This is a genomic window from Prevotella sp. HMSC077E09, from assembly GCF_001814685.1.
GTDB classification, from domain to species: domain Bacteria; phylum Bacteroidota; class Bacteroidia; order Bacteroidales; family Bacteroidaceae; genus Prevotella; species Prevotella oris.
The window spans coordinates 16,392-34,604 of sequence record NZ_KV817584.1 but is presented as its reverse complement, the minus strand read 5'-3'; the positions used below and the strand labels follow the sequence as shown (position 1 = coordinate 34,604).

At 44.3% G+C, this 18,213-nt stretch carries 16 protein-coding genes; 10 read left to right on the top strand and 6 right to left on the bottom strand.

What is annotated here, in order from left to right:
* Positions 1-510: 510 nt before the first annotated feature.
* The 4 genes from HMPREF2983_RS10940 (at position 511) to HMPREF2983_RS10925 (ending at position 5,422) form a co-directional block, all read left to right on the top strand.
* Positions 511-924: an energy transducer TonB gene (locus HMPREF2983_RS10940; protein ID WP_070668343.1), complete on the top strand. Its 414-nt coding sequence runs from the start codon at positions 511-513 to the stop codon at positions 922-924.
* Positions 925-928: 4 nt separating this feature from the next.
* Positions 929-2,515 (top strand): hypothetical protein, encoded by a 1,587-nt coding sequence (locus HMPREF2983_RS10935; protein ID WP_070668340.1) that lies wholly within the window; start codon positions 929-931, stop codon positions 2,513-2,515.
* Between the two features lie 558 nt (positions 2,516-3,073).
* Positions 3,074-4,099: an acyltransferase family protein gene (locus HMPREF2983_RS10930; protein WP_070668337.1), complete on the top strand. Its 1,026-nt coding sequence runs from the start codon at positions 3,074-3,076 to the stop codon at positions 4,097-4,099.
* A gap of 810 nt (positions 4,100-4,909) precedes the next feature.
* The gene (locus HMPREF2983_RS10925) at positions 4,910-5,422 is read left to right on the top strand and encodes an isoprenylcysteine carboxyl methyltransferase family protein (protein WP_070668334.1); all 513 of its coding nucleotides are present in this window, start codon (positions 4,910-4,912) and stop codon (positions 5,420-5,422) included.
* Between the two features lie 98 nt (positions 5,423-5,520).
* Here HMPREF2983_RS10925 and HMPREF2983_RS10920 read toward each other — a convergent pair whose 3' ends face one another.
* Complete coding sequence (locus HMPREF2983_RS10920) at positions 5,521-6,150, bottom strand: hypothetical protein (protein WP_070668354.1); 630 nt, start codon at positions 6,148-6,150, stop codon at positions 5,521-5,523.
* A gap of 426 nt (positions 6,151-6,576) precedes the next feature.
* On the opposite strand from HMPREF2983_RS10920, the gene HMPREF2983_RS10915 reads away from it, so the two are divergent.
* Positions 6,577-7,401: a DUF4595 domain-containing protein gene (locus tag HMPREF2983_RS10915; protein ID WP_070668331.1), complete on the top strand. Its 825-nt coding sequence runs from the start codon at positions 6,577-6,579 to the stop codon at positions 7,399-7,401.
* A 147-nt stretch (positions 7,402-7,548) separates the two neighbouring features.
* Here the strand turns inward: HMPREF2983_RS10915 and HMPREF2983_RS10910 are convergent, their stop codons facing one another.
* Both HMPREF2983_RS10910 and HMPREF2983_RS10905 read right to left on the bottom strand, forming a co-directional pair.
* A complete protein-coding gene (locus tag HMPREF2983_RS10910; protein WP_070668329.1) occupies positions 7,549-7,824 on the bottom strand; it encodes a beta-xylosidase family glycoside hydrolase in 276 nt (91 codons plus the stop codon).
* Positions 7,825-8,231: 407 nt separating this feature from the next.
* Complete coding sequence (locus tag HMPREF2983_RS10905; RefSeq protein WP_070668326.1) at positions 8,232-8,972, bottom strand: SIR2 family NAD-dependent protein deacylase; 741 nt, start codon at positions 8,970-8,972, stop codon at positions 8,232-8,234.
* 204 nt (positions 8,973-9,176) lie between these two features.
* Between HMPREF2983_RS10905 and HMPREF2983_RS10900 the strand changes: the two genes are divergently transcribed.
* From HMPREF2983_RS10900 to HMPREF2983_RS10880, 5 genes are all read left to right on the top strand, one after another.
* Positions 9,177-9,779, top strand: a complete 603-nt coding sequence (locus tag HMPREF2983_RS10900) for a BamJ family beta-barrel-assembly machinery protein (RefSeq protein WP_004375453.1) — start codon at positions 9,177-9,179, stop codon at positions 9,777-9,779.
* A 23-nt stretch (positions 9,780-9,802) separates the two neighbouring features.
* A complete protein-coding gene (locus tag HMPREF2983_RS10895; protein ID WP_070668323.1) occupies positions 9,803-10,684 on the top strand; it encodes a BamJ family beta-barrel-assembly machinery protein in 882 nt (293 codons plus the stop codon).
* An 11-nt stretch (positions 10,685-10,695) separates the two neighbouring features.
* Complete coding sequence (locus HMPREF2983_RS10890; RefSeq protein ID WP_070668320.1) at positions 10,696-11,583, top strand: BamJ family beta-barrel-assembly machinery protein; 888 nt, start codon at positions 10,696-10,698, stop codon at positions 11,581-11,583.
* Positions 11,584-11,720: 137 nt separating this feature from the next.
* On the top strand, positions 11,721-12,191 hold the full coding sequence (locus HMPREF2983_RS10885) for an Lrp/AsnC family transcriptional regulator (protein ID WP_004375446.1): 471 nt from the start codon (positions 11,721-11,723) through the stop codon (positions 12,189-12,191).
* A 26-nt stretch (positions 12,192-12,217) separates the two neighbouring features.
* Positions 12,218-13,960 carry a membrane dipeptidase gene (locus HMPREF2983_RS10880; protein WP_070668316.1) on the top strand — a complete coding sequence of 581 codons (1,743 nt, stop codon included), beginning with the start codon at positions 12,218-12,220 and terminating at the stop codon, positions 13,958-13,960.
* Between the two features lie 126 nt (positions 13,961-14,086).
* Here HMPREF2983_RS10880 and HMPREF2983_RS10875 read toward each other — a convergent pair whose 3' ends face one another.
* The 3 genes from HMPREF2983_RS10875 to HMPREF2983_RS10860 all read right to left on the bottom strand — a co-directional run bounded on the left by HMPREF2983_RS10875 (position 14,087) and on the right by HMPREF2983_RS10860 (position 17,932).
* Positions 14,087-15,124: a M28 family peptidase gene (locus HMPREF2983_RS10875; RefSeq protein ID WP_070668313.1), complete on the bottom strand. Its 1,038-nt coding sequence runs from the start codon at positions 15,122-15,124 to the stop codon at positions 14,087-14,089.
* Positions 15,125-15,132: 8 nt separating this feature from the next.
* The gene (locus HMPREF2983_RS10870) at positions 15,133-15,789 is read right to left on the bottom strand and encodes a DUF4294 domain-containing protein (RefSeq protein ID WP_004375441.1); all 657 of its coding nucleotides are present in this window, start codon (positions 15,787-15,789) and stop codon (positions 15,133-15,135) included.
* Positions 15,790-16,570: 781 nt separating this feature from the next.
* Positions 16,571-17,932, bottom strand: a complete 1,362-nt coding sequence (locus tag HMPREF2983_RS10860; RefSeq protein ID WP_004378324.1) for a TlpA family protein disulfide reductase — start codon at positions 17,930-17,932, stop codon at positions 16,571-16,573.
* Positions 17,933-18,213 lie beyond the last annotated feature (281 nt).

Here is an 18,213-nt window from a genome sequence, read left to right as displayed (position 1 = left end):
AGAGAGGCTGACCGCAAGCTTGAGGACGGCGACGCAACTGTAAAGAAAACTACACAAAGAACACATCGGCGTCGGCGGCTTCCTTTCTTTTGTTTCTTTCCGTCGTTCTTATTCTTGTTCTTTGTTCTTGTTCTTAGGGAAAGGAAAACCATTGATTATCAGATAGTTGAAATGTTAATTAATCTAAACTTCAAAGCAGATGAAGAAAAGTTGAGAAGAAGTGGAGAGACTTCCAAACAAGATTGAGCAAATAAGCCAGAGCCTTTCAATTACATTTATGCAAAATATTATACACAAAAAGCAAACAGAACCAGTCCTTTTTTAAAGACTAAGAACTGTCGTATATAACAAAAAAGAAGAGAAAACAACGGATACTTACAAGCAAAGAAAAGGAAATGTGGCCCTTGTGTAAACCTGTGTAACGATTTACTTGACAGCAAACGAAGAATTTACTACTTTTGCAACGTCATGACAAACAACGGAATTATAAACCCACAAACTTGAAACAAAATGAAAATCAAAATGACAACAAGAATGAAAGCCCTGATGTTCATGCTCGCATTGATATTCAGTTTCGCGACAACAGAGACACAGGCACAGAAGAAAACCAAGGTCTACGACATCGTAGAAGTGATGCCCCAGTATCCAGGTGGTATGCAAGAACTGATGCAATACCTTGCCAAGAACATCAAATACCCCCCAAAGGCCGAGAAAAAAGGCATAGAGGGAAAGGTCATGATTAACTTCATCGTTGAGAAAGACGGCAGCATCAGCAATGTAAAAGTCGTCAGACATATACACCCTTTGCTTGACAAAGAGGCCGAAAGAGTCATAAAAGCAATGCCCAAGTGGTCTCCGGGAAAGCAAGAAGGCAAGCCCGTAAGAGTGAAGTTCAACATACCTGTAGCTTTCAGACTCAAATAAAAGAATGAGGAAACTCCACCTTATTATATTAATAATCTCTCTCTTCGTTGCGGGATGTTCTACAAAGAGCACCCGCAACGCTTTCCTCATGCACGTTGACAGCCTGCAGCGAACAAACCCAGACTCGGCTTTCAACCTGCTATATGAAAACAACACGCTGTTTACCACCCCTGAAGACAAGGCCTATTACAGCCTGCTCTATTGCGAAACTTTCCTGAAAAAACCGCTTCTCTTCCAAACAAACCAAACCATTGACACGCTCATCAACTACTACAGACAGCAGGACGAAAGCACTCTACTCGCACGCGCGTTGCTCTGCAAGAGTATCAACCAACACAAGCATGGCTATTACAAAGAAGCCCTCACGAACGCTATTGCTGCAGAACAACACACTGCCAACAGCGACAAATACCAACAATGCCTCACCAAACTGCAACTTGGGAGCATCAATCTTGCCAACGGTTGCTATCAGCGGGCACTGCAACAGTTTAAGGAAGCACGTCAATCTGCACGGGCATTCAAAAGAAATCAGCCACTGATTGCTCAATGCTATCTCTATGAAAGTCATGCGCACAAACGCTTGCTACACGCTGACAGCACCATGCTGTGCCTGAAACAAGCTTTACCCTTCATCGACAAAACCGACCTTCACACCTACGCAGAAGCGATGACAAGCATCGGGGAATGGTATCTCGACCATCAGGATGATGCGCATGCAGGTGCATATCTCACCCAAGCCTACCCTCTTGACGACTCTTACCACGCTGCAATGGCCATAGGAAATCTGTGGCAAAGAAAGGGAAAAACAGCCATGGCAGAAGACTACTGGTATCAAGCTGCCAACGCCAGCGACCACGAAACGCGCATGGCTGCCCTCGACTCTCTCCTGAAATTCAAGCCCGACAACACTTTCCTTTTGCAGGAATATCGCCGAGCCACAAAGGAAGCACCGCATATCAACACCGATGAGATTGCCCAATTGCAGGCCGACTACGAGCATGCTACGCTGCAAAAGCGGGCCTACCAACGCATCAATGCCCTGCTCTTGGGTATCATCTGTCTTGCTTTCCTTGCCATCACGGGACACCGCCACTATAAAAACAAACTGAAAACACTGCGTCACAGCCTCAACAATGTCAATGCCCAATACGTTCAATACCTCGAAGAATATCAGCAGGCCCGAAGCAAAATCAGCCTCTTGGAAAAGCGCATCGCCCACTATCAAGATGACAGAAAAGCGCCTGAAAAATGGAACATAGAAAATGAAATGCTCACCAGCGCTTGCGTTTTCAGTCTGCATCGCCTTGCTTCACGTGGACAAATAGCCCCCGAAAGCAACTGGCATGAACTGTCCCAGCTCATTGTCAACCACGACACTCCACTGATAAAGCTGCTCAACCATAGCGACCTCAACGCAAAAGAACGCCACATCTGCATGCTCATCCGTCTGCGGTTCATTCCCAGCGAACTATCTGCCTTGCTCGGAATCAGTCCGCAAAGCGTAACCAACATGCGGCAACGCCTCCTGCAAAAACTATTTCATGAGAAAGGCGGAGCCAAGGATTTCGATGAAAAGATAAGGGCAATATAGGTCTAAAGCCTGCCATGCAATTTCACCACTTCGAAAACCATAGTACGCAATTCAAGTTCTATTGCGTCGTAACTTGATGCAGAACACACCGCAATATGATGCATTTCACAGCCTCATTCAAGTCACTTTACAGCATGATTTGAGTCATTTCACGGCCCCATTTGACGCTCATCGAAGTACTTTCTGACCCAAAACAGTATCTTCACAATATGAGAGAGAAGAGAAAAACAGGCTGAAACGGGAAAGATGTTTCAATACTTTGCTGCTTTATAGCCATATTGATGAAACAGAGGTTACACCAATTTGGAGGAAGATTTTACTTGAAACAATCCCTAATGCCTATCCTCTTCAATGAGTATGGGCAGAGTTTTGACAGTTTATCTACTCCGAACCGAGAGTAAGACTAAACTTTTATGAGGTAAAAGAGTAATTTATAAGAAAAATAAGATAACTTTGCAATTGCTTGTTAAATCTGTGGAGATTAATGTATGAAGTCTATCCAAGATTTGTCAGCTTTTTATCTAAAAACACCAAACTGAATATTATAAAAAAATAAACATGACACAACCACGACTCATATGGGCAGACTCTCTCAAGGGGTGGCTTATGCTTCTTGTCATCCTTGGACATGCCATTCAGGGTACCCTTGGATATGAATGCAATAGTAACCACGTGTTTAATTTCATCTACTCCTTTCATATGCCAGCTTTTATAGCGGTTAGTGGCTGGCTGCTTTTTAGAAGAGATTTATCAAGTTATACTAAGGAAGAGTATTTAAAGAGTTGCAAACGAAGAAGCTTACAGTTGCTTGTTCCTTACTTTGTTTGGATAATTATAACATTTATCAGAAAAGGAGACTACACACTGCAAGCCTCGACAGACTTTCTGCTGTATCCCGATCACTCCTTTTGGTTTCTCTGGGTGCTCTTCTGGATTTTTGCCATATTCAGACTTGCACAGCTGGTAGCATTCAATCTAAAGATAAATGAAATATGGATTATCCTTTGCACATGCCTCTTGCTTTTGGGGCTAATGGTTACAATGGAGATACGCATATTAGGGTTTCAATTCCTATCCTATTATTTTCTCTTTTATACTGTTGGCTATTTCCTGCATAAGTTCAAAGCTTTTAAGTTAAAGGTGAAATGGAACAGAATTACACTTGTAATCTTCTTCTTTCTTTGGATATGGTTAGCTTGGGGGTGGACAATGCACGGATTACCTTCATGGATTCCTGCCATTCCCTATTTACCTTCCTCTTTACTTCAATATGCCTATAGGGGATTTACTGCTCTTGTAGCAATCTTAATTATAAATAGCATAGCACCAAAGATATTGAATAACACCCACCCACTGAACAATATACTCTGCCACCTTGGAATTGTATCATTAGGACTATATGTGGTGCATTTGTCAATCATGGACTATATTGTTGATGGCATACAGACTGCTATGCCCTCTTTAAGCACATGGGCATGCATTTTTCTTGCCTTTATCATGGCTTTGACAATATCATACTTTATTGTATGGTTACTAAACAAGAATAAATATACAGCAATAATATTTATAGGTAAATATCATTAATCTGGATAAAAAACAGATTATAGATTTGCTACTTTGGCAGAGATGCAAAAGGATTGAGACCTCTGCAAAACTTCTCTTATAATTTGCCTTTCTCAAATATTTTTGTACCTTTATAGTATGAAACAGAAGTTATCCTCTCCAAGTTTTGCTGACCTATTCCTTGCATAAAGAAAGGTCAAGCAGACATTCTTTTCACAAATAAATATTCATTCTTCTAAGAGTATATGGGAGAAAATAGAGAGAGGATGGTAGGTTTTGCAGAGGTCTCAGTGCGCAATTCAAGTTCTATTGCATCGTAACTTGATGCAGAATACACCGCAATATGACGCATTTTACAGCCTCATTTGAGTCACTTTATAGCATGATTTGAGTCATTTCACGACCCCATTTGACGCTCATCGAAGCACTTTCTGACCCAAAACAGTATCTTCATAACATGAGAAAGAAGATAAAAACAGGCTGAAACGGAAGAAGCCCTTCAATACTTTGCTACTTTAGGGGCATGGTGTAAAGGCTGTACCAGACAGGACTCTTCACTGTCATATAAACCAGACTCTCCGACATCCAACCTTGAAAACATCTTACAAAAAGAGTTAATTACTTCTAAGTTGCCTTTCATTTATTTGGGAAGCACCGCAGAACTGTCTATCTTTGCACACTCTTGCGAAGCCCTTTGTCTTTCCAGCGATGCCGGGATAGAGGCTTTCTGCGAGAGAACTCTCTGACTTAACTCAAAATAACACAAGGGATGTTTATCAAGTATCTTTGTTTTGGCATCGCATAAATAATATCATCATTCATCTTAAAGTTATGCAATACGTAATTATTATTTTTGTGACTTTTTTTGTATTGAGACTGTTTTCTCTCTATTTTTCAATCCGAAATGAAAAACGTTTACTCAGGTGTGGGGCCATACAATATGGCAAGTTCAACTCGCTTTTAATCACTTTGGCACACATAGCCTATTATTTTTCTGCCTTATACGAAGCTTACACCACAGGCATCGAGTTTGAGAAAGTGTCAGGCATAGGGCTTGCGATCATGACGTTTGCCTATCTCATGCTTTTCTATGTCGTTTACAAGCTTCGTGATATATGGACTGTCAAGCTCTATATCGTGCCTAATCAGCGCATTGAACGTAGTTTCCTGTTCCGCACAGTGCGCCACCCGAACTATTTTCTCAACATTATCCCCGAACTTATAGGTGTGGGATTGCTCTGTCATGCGTGGTTCACGCTATCTATTGGTCTGCCTATTTACCTATGTTTGCTTGCTGTGCGCATACGCCAAGAAGAGCGAGCCATGAAACCGTTATTGGGTTAATCAGATGAAAATCATTTGGCATTTCATACAAAAATAAGGCAGGAAACATTCCTGCCTTATTCGATTTATAGAACGATGTGAAATAAGTTGGCAATCTATTAATAAACAATTTTTTTGCCATTAACAACGTATATTCCTTTACTTGGCTTTTCAACCCGGCGTCCCTGCAAATCATACATAGTTTGCTTGCCACTCTGCCGAGTCAGTTTATTGATGCCCGTAGTATCTTTTACTTTCTTGCCTTTGAACACATGGTTAATTCTTGTTTCATTAAAGATAATGGTAAAGTCAAGATCTAAAGTTCCGTCTTTATGCACAAAGCTTTTATCTTCATCTATATTTCCTTCAAGTTGCATGACGTATTTATTATCCTTTGTAGTAAAAGAACCATAAAGATTACTGTATAAATATACCTGCCATTTATCCGTCTGAGGACGTAATTGACATTCCTTAAAAGGAACTTTATCAAATGAAAATTTGCCCAAAGTAAAATCTTTAAGCGTCACCACAGTAAATCCTTGTTCGCCTTTACTGATTTCAATCTTTACCTTCTTCTTTGATCCAGGCATTTTAGTTCCTTTATTTTCAACCTCAGTTGTGGCTTCACCTTCATAGATACCGTACACGGATGACGGTATGGTTTCCGGTTTATTTCCTTGCGCCATCATCACCGTTACTTGTGCAAAAAGCATAAATACCAACATGGGAATCCTGTAAAAACTTCTCATAATCTTGTCCTTTATTAAATGATAATTATTAAATATACAAACTCGGTAAGCACTCAAAAAATCTTTATGCAATAAACATTCCACCAAGTAAAATGCTAAAAATCGTGGCAAAGGTATATAAATATTGGGAATATACCCACAAAAGATTTTGAAAAAAATCCAAACAATCGTTTTCTTTTGTATAATAAAAGTACTTAAAAAACATGAGACGAACAGGAATAGACACCTCTTAAAACCTATTTAATTATAAGGTATCTATAGGCAAAACACTTCACAAAAGCGCCACAATTAGTTTAGAAACAAGAATTAAAAGCATTTGAAACATTTAGAATCATATTCATTTTATGACGTTCTTTTAGATTATTCTTTTATCGATTTCAAAATAAACATGTACCTTTGTACCCGAATTATCAATTTGGTTTTAAAATGAAAAAGATTGTATTTATGTTATTGGCAGCAGGCATACTCACCTCCTGCTCAAAGGATAATCAGGACATTCCTACCCCACCTCCCCCAGCAAAACAAAAGCTTGACTACATTTCCAAAATAGAGGAATACGACAAAGCAAGCATGAAAAAGAATTATGAAATCAGCTTCAGCTACGACGGTCAGAAGCGTCTTACATCGTTTGAAGAAACATATCCCGGCACCAATTCCAAGAAAGTGTATAATGGAACGCTGACTTACGCCGATAAAGAAGTCATACTCAACTACACCAATAACAAATACCAAACGAATTTGATAAAGCCTACTGAAATCCGTTTGGCATTGGATGCAAAAGACAAAGTGAAGCAATTGAAAGAATCCATATACTTCAAAGATGGAACAGAGACGCGCATAGAGAAAGACCATGTCTATGACAGCGAGGGGCATCAAACTTCATACAAGTCTCCGTTTTACGATGCGGTGACCTTGACATGGCAAAGGGGTGACCTAATCAAGTCTGTTTATACGAAAGGGAAAACAACGATCATAAACCGCAAGTATGCGACAACTGCAAACCATACTTACCCTGATCTCAACCTGTTCCTCCAGGGAATGGCAGCTTCATCAACATGGAAGTATCTCTGGGCAGACCTTTTAGGACTCCGTTCCACCCATTTACTGGAAAGTATAGACTGGCAGAATGATACACCATCTACAGCAACCTACATTTACAAAACAGATACCAAAGGCAGACCTACAGAGGTTGAAGTGAAGCGAAGCAAAGCATACACCAATATGCTTGTAATCACATACGTAGAGAAGTAGCCTTTCTCTATTTCATTGTTTATCATGGTGGGAGGAGCCGTCAAGCTTCCTCCTACAGATATTTTATGATGATTAGTTTTGCGAGGGAAATGAAACAATGGCGATGAAGCAGGGAAAGCAGCTAATCAGTAAAAATCTAACAGCAGATTATTTCACACATACCAATTTGTTTAGGGTAGCATAAAGATCGATGCAAACCCCCAAAAAGCCACAGTTCTGAAGCGTACTTAGATTAACAGCATCAACACCTTGAACTAAGACATATAAGCTTTCCCCTTTCTGCACATAGTAAAAACTGCAACAACGGCCATTACTTTCAATCTTCAACATCAATAGTTTCTGGGATTCTTCTTCGGTAAGTTCGGCCGAAATAGGCCGTGATTTCCGACTACTCTGCACGACACTACGTATCATTTTCCGCATAACTGAAATTCTTGAAGGTGGCAGTCTACACAAAAACTACCATACTACAAGCTGCCAAGACTACCGATAATATTGTTTCCCTTTTCATGACATACTTCATATTTCTTGATTAAACACTGCTGACAAAGACAAAGCTTTTATGATGAGGCCCTGTGGAATGTTGTATCAAAGACTTTATGCAATGTAACAAATCTAAACAGAAGACGAAAGTAAGTCATATCAAGAAACGATGTAACTTGCGTCATGTTACCTCGCAATCTGCGTCATATAACAAGCTAATCTGCATCAAGTTACACAATGATTTGACGCAAATTACAAGACAATTCCTAACTAATTGATTTCTATCTACTTACAAGTCGCATCCCATTTCCTAAACAACAACACTCGCAACAACATTGCATGAAAGTTCAAACTCGGTTTTCTTCCCCCTTGAAAGAGGTCTGAGAGAGGCTCTCTATCAACGCTTTCATTCCCTCACTCGCCCCCATCTGCAACTGCTTTACATGCCGATATCCGCCTGCATTCACAGGATTTGGGTCGATGAGATAGATGGGAATGTCGGGCTTGCAATACTGTAGAAGCCCTGCAGCAGGATAGACATTAAGACTCGTCCCGATGATGACAAAGATGTCGGCTGAAGCCACTTCGCGGGCTGCCGGCGCTATCATCGGGACGCTTTCTCCAAAGAAAACGATGAAAGGACGCAGCAGACTGCCGTCCTTGGCCAATGTTCCCGGGGCGACATCACTGTTTTCAGGTGTCAGTTCTTCAATGAATTGAGGATTATAGGGATCGTGACTTGAGCAGACTTTTGATAGCTCCCCATGCAGATGAATGACGTGCGAAGAACCGGCACGCTCATGTAGATTATCCACATTCTGCGTGATAACAGTCACTTGGTAATCCCGTTCGAGCGACCGAATGAGCCGATGTCCCGCATTAGGCAAGGCATTCCAAAGCTTACGTCGCAGCATGTTGTAGAAGTCAGTCACCAATGTCGGGTCGTTTTCCCAGCCATGATGCGTGGCAATCTGCTCCACAGGATAGTTCTCCCAAAGGCCGTCACTGCCGCGAAATGTCTTAAATCCACTCTCAACCGACATGCCCGCGCCGGTGAGGAAGACAATCTTTGAAGCTTCGGTTCTCATAATTCCATGTTTTTATTGATACTGCATCAGAGCATCAGTCCTGTTTTGTTGCATTCATGTTACAAATATATATAAAAATTATGTGAAGCTGATTGCATTTTAATAAAATTAAAGCATCGTTTCTTCTCTATTCAGTTTTATTCTGCTATCTTTGCACGTGATTTCGAAATATTTCATGAATTAAAACAACTAACTTAGCATTTTATGGATAAAGTAAGCTATGCACTCGGCATCGGTATCGGCAGACAGTTGTCGCAGATGGGTGCCGCAGAACTTAATATTGACGATTTTGCACAGGCCATTAAAGACGTTATCGCCGGCAACCTGAAATTAGATGAGGCTGAAGCACAGCAACTTGTGCAGGAATTCTTTGCAAAACAAGAGGCCAAACAGCAGGCTGCAGCTTCTGAAAAGGGCAAGGTTGCCAAGGCTGAAGGCGAGAAATTCCTCGCAGAGAACGGCAAGAAAGAGGGCATCATCACGACAGCTTCGGGGCTGCAATACCAGATATTGCGCGAAGGAAACGGTAAAAGTCCGAAGGCTACTGATACGGTTGAATGCCATTACGAAGGCACATTGATTGACGGAACGAAGTTTGATTCGTCGTATGACCGCGGTCAAACCGCCACATTCCCACTCAACCAAGTGATTGCCGGCTGGACAGAAGGACTGCAACTGATGAAAGAAGGCGGCAAATATCGCTTCTTCATCCCCTACAACCTCGGCTATGGCGAGCGCGGTGCAGGCGCATCCATTCCTCCGTTTGCAGCCTTGGTGTTCGATGTGGAGCTTGTAACAGTGAAATAATACATAAAATAATATCTTAAAAAATGAAACAATTAGCATTTGTAGCCATTATGGTTATTGCTGCCGCAACATTCTCCGCTTGTGGCAATTCAACTCCAAAAGCCGACTTGAAGAACGACGTAGACACGATGAGCTACGCCATGGGTATGGCTCAGTCTCAAGGACTGAAAGAGTTTCTCGTAGGTCGTATGCAGATTGATACTACCTATATGGACGAGTTTATCAAAGGTCTTAACGACGGTGCCAACGCTGGTGACGACAAGAAAACAGCTGCTTACTACGCCGGAATACAGATAGGTCAGCAGATTTCTAACCAGATGATCAAGGGCATTAACAGCGAAGTGTATGGTCAGGACTCTACAAAGAGCATCTCACTGAAGAACTTCATGGCCGGTTTCATTGCCGGAACAACGGGTAAGAACAATGATGTGAAGATGACATCCGAGCAGGCACAGCAGCTTGCACAGACCAAAATGATGGCTATCAAGAGCAAGAACATGGAGAAAGAGTACGGCCCAAACAAGGTAGCCGGTGAGAAATGGTTGGCTGCCAACAAGAATAAAGCAGGCGTAAAGACCTTACCTTCGGGCGTACAATATAAGGTTATCAAGGAAGGAAAGGGTGCAATGCCACAGGATACTTCTACAGTTGTTGTCAACTATGAAGGCAAAACAATCGACGGAAAGGTTTTCGACAGCAGCTATAAGCGCGGAGAACCCATCACTTTGAAAGCCAACCAAGTCATCAAAGGCTGGACAGATGCACTCGTTCACATGCCTGCCGGCTCTGTATGGGAAGTTTATATTCCTCAGAACTTGGCTTATGGCGACCGCGAACAAGGCCAGATCAAGCCTTTCTCTGCCCTCATCTTCAAGATTGAATTGGTTAAGGTAGGCAGCAAATAAAACATTCGACAATGAAAAAACTCATATTTATTGCGCTCGTCTTCATGGCGGGCGCAACGCTTACTACACAGGCAAAGGACAAGAAGAAGAAACCAATGAGCACTTTACAACAAGCAGCAGTGAAGCTTGTTTCTGCTTCTGACTCGCTCAGCTATCTTGCTGGTATGACGGCAACAGACGGTCTTGTGCCCTATCTTCAGCAGAGTTTCCAAGTCGATACCACGAATATGGCCGACTTTCTGAAAGGATTTCGCGAAGCACAGTCACGCGTTGGAGATCCTGCTTTCAAGGCTTATGCAGCCGGAATGCAGATTGCAGAGATGGTGAACAGCCGCATTCTGCCCAACATGAAGCAGGCTTTCGAAGGTTCAAACGACTCTATACAGCGTGCAATGTTCCTCAATGGCTTCACCGCTGCATTGCAGAATGACACCACATTCTTCGCACAAAGCGAAGCTTCCAGACTCTATCGCAAGCGTATGGACAATGTCGTTGAGACGCGGAATGCCGCCTATAAGAAGGAAAACGAAGACTGGTTGAAGACCAATGCACAGAAAGAAGGCATGCAGACCACGCCTTCCGGACTGCAATATAAAGTGCTCATCGCCGGTAACGGCCCTAAACCGAAAGAGACAGACAAGGTGAAAGTGAAGTACGAAGGCCGCTTGATAGACGGTACAGTCTTTGACAGTAGCTACAAACGCGACCCTCAAACCAATGTCTTTCGATGCAATGAAGTCATCAAAGGCTGGACAGAAGCACTCACAATGATGCCTGTTGGCAGTAAATGGGAAGTCTGCATACCACAGAATTTGGGTTATGGCGGTCGACAAGCAGGCCAGATTAAGCCTTTCTCTACCCTCGTCTTCACAGTCGAGTTAGTAGATATCGAGAAATAAAATCATTCACATGATTTACAGAATGCGCAGGAATTGAAAGATTTCTGCGCATTTTATTGTCTGTTCAAATAATATTATCTATATTTGCTATCAGAATGTAATTGTATTGAACAGAATAACAAACAACGATGTGAAATATGGATAAGATCGATACACTTGATAAGAAAATACTGAGCATTCTTTCTAAAAATGCACGCATTCCATTTAAGGATGTGGCCGAAGCATGTGGCGTTTCACGTGCTGCCATCCACCAAAGGGTGCAGCATCTCATGGAGAATGGCGCTATCACGGGTAGTGGTTTTGATGTCAATCCGAAGAGCCTCAACTACTCCACTTGCACCTATGTAGGACTCAATCTTGAGCGTGGAAGCATGTATAAAGACGTGGTGAAACGGCTCATCGGCATTCCCGAAATCGTGGAATGTCACTTTACAACCGGACCCTACACGATGCTCTTAAAGCTCTATGCCAAAGACAACGAGCAGCTGATGGACTTGCTCAACAACCAATTACAAAGCATTCCGGGCGTCGTTTCGACCGAAACTCTGATCTCACTTGAGCAGAGCATCAAGCGCGAAATACCCGTTCCTATCGATGAAAACGAATGATTTGATGTTACATTTGTACAGAGAAAATGACGAACAGATTTCAACTCGGGACCTATCTTGACGAGATATATTCCACATTTCCAGAGGCCGAACATCGTCCGATGATTGGTATTACGGCGAATTATGCCGACGGTGATGCCACAATTCGCAGTGTCTACTATCGCCAAATCGTAAAAGCGGGGGGCACACCTGTTATCATTCCCCCCATATCCGACCGCCATGTACTCATCAATACGCTTGACCGTATTGACGGACTTGTGCTTACCGGCGGAGCCGACTACAATCCGTTGTGGAGCGGGGAGGAGCCTCTTCAAGCGCTTCATCATATCAACCGCGAGCGCGATCTGCCCGAACTGCTGCTCACAAGATTAGCTTATAACCGACAAATTCCTATGCTTGGAACTTGCCGAGGCATGCAGACGCTGGCACTTGCTTTAGGCGGAAGGCTTACACAAGACATCAAAACACCGCTGAAACACGGACAAGACGCTGAGCGCGAAGAGCCTACACACAGCATCACCATACAGGAAAACAGCATGTTGGCAGCCCTCTATGGCACGCATACTTTCGTCAACTCGTTCCATCATCAGGCTGTAGCTGAATGCGGAGAAAAGTTCCATGTCACCGCAACTGCACCCGATGGCATCATTGAGGCCATGGAAAGTAGTGAGCAAAAGGCAATTATCGGCGTGCAATGGCATCCCGAATGGCTCGAAGAAGAGGGGCTGAGACTCTTCCAATGGCTTACGGAACGCAGTGCAGAATTCAGCAAAGCAAAACGCCTGCACAGTCATATGCTGACCTTTGACAGCCATTGTGACACACCGATGTTCTTTCCCCAAGGCATTCATTTCGAACAAAGAGACCCGCGAATCCTTTATGATCTGCACAAAATGAACGACGGGAGACACGATGCAGTGACGATGGTTGCCTATCTGCCTCAACACCCGAAGCCCGGCGAAATCCCTGAAGGCATGTCTCCAAAGCAGTATGCTGACAGCATATTCGACCAGATAGAAGCTATCGTTGAGCGTGAGAAAGCCTACATTTCTATCGCTCGGACACCTGACGACCTCTATCTGAATAAAGCGCAGGGACGCAAGAGTATCATGCTTGGAATAGAGAACGGATTGGCCATTGAGAATGACATTGCAAACGTAGAACACTTTGCAAAGCGCGGTATTACTTATATCACACTGTGCCACAACGGTGACAATGCCATCTGCGACAGTGCCCGAGGCACGGGTACTCACGGCGGAGTGAGCGCTTTCGGCGAGCAGGTAATCCACGAAATGAACCGACTTGGTATCATGGTTGACCTCAGTCATGGCGGTGAAAAGAGTTTTTATGATGCCTTAGACATCAGCACCACGCCGATTGTTTGCAGCCACAGCAACTGCAAAGCGCTGTGTGATGTACCGCGTAACCTCACCGATGACCAGCTGCGTGCACTCGCAGCAAAGGGCGGTGTGGCTCAAACCACGATGTATCATGGCTTTCTCAAGAAAGAAGGTGAGGCCTCAATCCTCGATGCCGTGGCTCATCTTGAACATGCTATCGACATCATGGGAATTGACCATGTGGGCGTAGGAACCGACTTTGATGGCGATGGTGGCATCAAGGGAATGGCCGATGCGTCCGAGATGATCAACTTTACCATCCAGCTTCTCCGCCGAAAATACAGTGAGACTGATATTGAGAAGATATGGGGCGGCAACTGGCTGAGGGTGATGCGAGGCGTAAAAGAGAAGGCCTCCGTTAGGTTTTAAGAAGCCAAAAAGCAATTACCTATAGGTCATGCTGCCATTTCAAATCACTTAAAACGATTGAATGCATAAACAGGGATACATGTTCAATGTATCCCTGTTTGCGCATCTGAAGCAGTAACCTGCCACCTATTTCTCCTTGTATATCACCTGGACAAGTGTCTGCCCGACAGCTTTCAGCGTGTTTTTATCAATATTTTCCATGTTGTCGGCAAGCGTATGCCACGTTGGGCCGAAGCTACTTTGCTGACAATCTGCATAGTATGGGATGATATCTATCGTTGGAATCTTGGCAAACTGATTGACAGGCACGTGGTCATCTGTAATCACTCCGCCGTCTTCTTTAGGGAAATAACTGCCAAATCCCACTTCACGCGCAGCACGCCAAACCTTCTTTACAATCTCCGGAGCATATTGCATTGACATGCCTTCACGGTAGAATTTGGCACCAACGCCACCCACCATGTCCAACAAGATGCCGTAACGTGCCTCGTAACCCTGCGGCAGGTTCTTGCTCCAATACTGTGCACCAAGCGCCCAACTATCGGCATTATCAGCCACATCTGCCCATTGAGGAGTGCCCCAATCCTCGGCATCAAAGCACACAAAGTCAATGCCCAACTGCTTGTTAAACGCCTTTTCATCCTTGCTTTTCCCGATAATTCGTGCCAGTTCGAGCATCACGGCAACCCCACTTGCAGCATCGTTGGCAGCGAGAATAGGCTTTCGCCAGTTCGCACTGTCAGGGTCGTTGTCGGCCCACGGACGGCTATCCCAATGCGCACAAAGCAGTATTCGCGTCGTCGCCTCGGGGTTAATGCTCGCCATGATGTTACGACTGCGCAGCTTTGTGCCGTCATATCCCGCGAGCGTTGCAGTCTGCGTGGTCACCTTACAGCCATATTCCTTGAACTTACTGACAATCCATTCGCCACAAAGGTCATGCCCCCGACTGTTCATGTCGCGTGGTCCGAAGTCGCATTGTGCCTTTGTAAAGGCGTAAGCACTATCGGCATTGAACGACGGCCCCACTGGATTTACCTTCGCAACCTCTTCGGTTTCCTCGATATTCTGCACCTTGCTATCCGCATTTTTGTAGTAATGGAGTCCGCCTATAGCTAATGCAGCCACAGCAACTCCAAGCGTTATTTTCATTGATTTCTTCATTTTTCCTGTTATAACTGACCTGCCTCAACCATCAACACCACGCGTTCGGTGAGTCGGTCAACGCCGTTCGGATCGTATTTCTTAGCCAAAGAAGCACCGAAAGTCCAAGCGAAAGCCTGCCAGAAACCCGCGCGGACAGGCCCCAACACCGCCTGCAATGTACCGTAAGCCGAATTTCCACACTCGCGATAAACCAATTTGATAAGCAGCTTTCCCTGCTGATAGGTCAGCTTTTTCATGCGTGGTGTGTACTCTTCCTTAATGCTTTTCTCCACATATTTCAAGTGAGCGTCCTTGGCTCTCTTATTGGGAAGCGTCTGAATATAGTCGTAGGTTTCGATGATGATGCGGTTAACTTCCTTGGCTATCGGCAGTACTTTCTTCACATTATACACCAACCGATTGTAGGCCATGCGCTGCTGTGCATTCTCAAACACGGGCTGTGGGTAGACATATATATTGTTGAGCTCGACATACTGGATAGAGTCGCGCCCCTGAAGCACCTTTCCAACGCGCACCATGGGCACGAAAGTAGGATCATCCATATCGACATCCCGATCCTCAGGGAGCACGCTTCCGGGGCGTTTCCCGACGGTATTTGTCTGGGCATTCAACTGCAGCGACATGCCGACAAGCATCATGATCATGAACAACCTATATTTCATTCGTTCCTTTTCAGCGCTTTCCAATCTTCTTTTTCAAATCCTGTCCATAGGCAGGCAAGCCTGACACAGCTCACATGGCACAATGAAGACATGGGCAAAAGTACGTATATTTTTGGATAAAAAGAAAGAAACGAGGAAGAAAAAGGAGGAAAACCGTCTTCTTCTCCCCCTTGCCTGACGAAGTTCTGTCTATTGCCAAACGATGATTTCCAATGCAACAAGCAGAAAGCAACATGGCATGCAACATCTTCCTACCTATTGAACAGCCGATGACAAAGTCTCTGATCAACAAGCAACATGCAACATTCCAAAAGTCAACCGCCATGGACTTCAATGCTGACAAAACAGCATGGAGAAGCTCAAGGCAATGCGGAGATTTGTTGTTTATTTTCACATTGGATTTGCATTCGCCTCTAAAATTCATTATCTTTGCCTTAGGGAAAGTGCACAAGTGCTTTCCCTTTTTTCATATTTTGCAGCAAAGGCCTGTACGATAGGATGCAAAACTGCACGTAATCTGCATCATATTACATGCTGATATGCCACAAAACACTGCGTCATATGACGCAAAACGCAAGACGATTTGATGGAGATGGCAACGCTTCAAGGCTGAAATGAGCAGACAAAATCAGGCTCATTGAAAGTCCGTTGCCTATCAACTGTCAGGTTTTTTGAGTTTTTTCTTAAAGTTTGTTAACCTATATAACAAGATATGCAGACACAAAAGCCCCCTCAAGAAAAAGTCTCAAGGGGGCAAAGAAATAGGGAGACGGGCACGAAGTTATTGCAACAAGCCCTCTAACTTCTTTTGAAAATCCTTGTCAGAAGGCCTGAAAGCTTCAGCATCAAGCACAGTGCCATCGGCTGCAATCAGAATGAAACGAGGAATTGACATCACGCTGAAAGCCGCGGAGATAACGGTGTTTTCCTCATCGTTGGCATTGAACTGGAGCCACTGCGGACGGTCTTTCTGCAGGCGGGTCAACCATGCAGCGCGGCTCTTGTCAAGGCTGATACTGATGAACTGCACGCGATTGTCGTTCTTATAATGCTCAACCTGTGCTGCAAGGGCAGGGATTTCAGCAAGGCAAGGCTTACACCAAGTGGCCCAAAGGTCGATATAAAGCACCTTGCCGAAATAGTCGCTAAGGTGGTGTTTCTTGCCTTCGGCATCCGAAAATGTGATATCCGGGCACTTCACACCAGGTTTTGTGGCGCGCTGTGCATCAACAACATGCTGATACTTCTGCACGATTTCAGGGGCAGCCTTGGCTTTCACGACGGCCCAGAATGACTCTACCTCATTGGCAGGCATCTGTCCCAATATCGCACCAACAAGGCCTTCCATGAGGAAAGAACGCACGTGAGGATTGTGCACATGAGCATCAACAGCGTTCAGATATGCCTCACCATAGCTGCCAACTGTAGCCTCCTGCATCACTGAAAACGGTATTTTGCTGCGCACAAACATGTCGGTCAGTCCGCGTTGTATATAGGCCGTATCATCAGGATTGATGTCGTTAATCAACGCCATGTAACGTTTATCTTCATTGGGATCACGCTGATGTTGATAGTCTTCATCAGATAAAAGGAGGAGACGATTAGACAGATAAGCTAATTCAACATCGCGCAGATGACGTGCCCGTTCGTCTGGAGTTCCGAGTTCACCAGCCATTTTCACGAGGCGATGATAACGCTCGTCAAGACGCCGATGAGCCTCGGCGAAGCTGATAGTGTCCACACTTCGGTTGGCCATTTCATAGGCCGCATTCTTTTCGGGCACGAAAGCTGCGAGTTCATTCAACAGCTGTGACAGGATAATGTTGGCGCCCTTATACTGTGCCTGCAGCTTTCCGCCCTTGCCACGCGTAAGCTTCAGCCGCTGCGTCTTGCCCGGTTCAACCACTATACAGTAAGTTTTTCCATCGGCAAGCAACAGTTGTATCTGCGCTTTCTCTTTCAAAGACGGATTGTTGTAGGTAGCTATTCCCTTGCGATTGAACGCGAGTTTCTCCAACGGTTGGGCTTCGTTCGTGAACATACTACCGCTCAACAGTGTTGTATCGGGTGCCTCGACAACCGCCAACTGCGCATGAACCAGAAAAGGAATAAGCCCTGAAAGGCTTGCAAAAAAACGTTTCATAGATCAAGATTCTTCTTTAAATTCATAATTAAGTATTATCAGTAGCTATATTGCAGTGGCTTAAAAAGCCACCGAACTCTTGCTTATAAGCTCACAAGTAAATGCTCCCCCTTGAGATAATTCATAATGCACAATGCATAATGCATAATCATGAAAGACCACAAGGAAATGCCCCCCTCCTTGGGAACCGTAGGTCGCTGTTCGTTGAGTAAGCGAAACGAGGAAAGCAAAGGGCTGGGGGAGGTCTCGCTATCTCACATTCCCCTCCCCTCGGGAGGGGT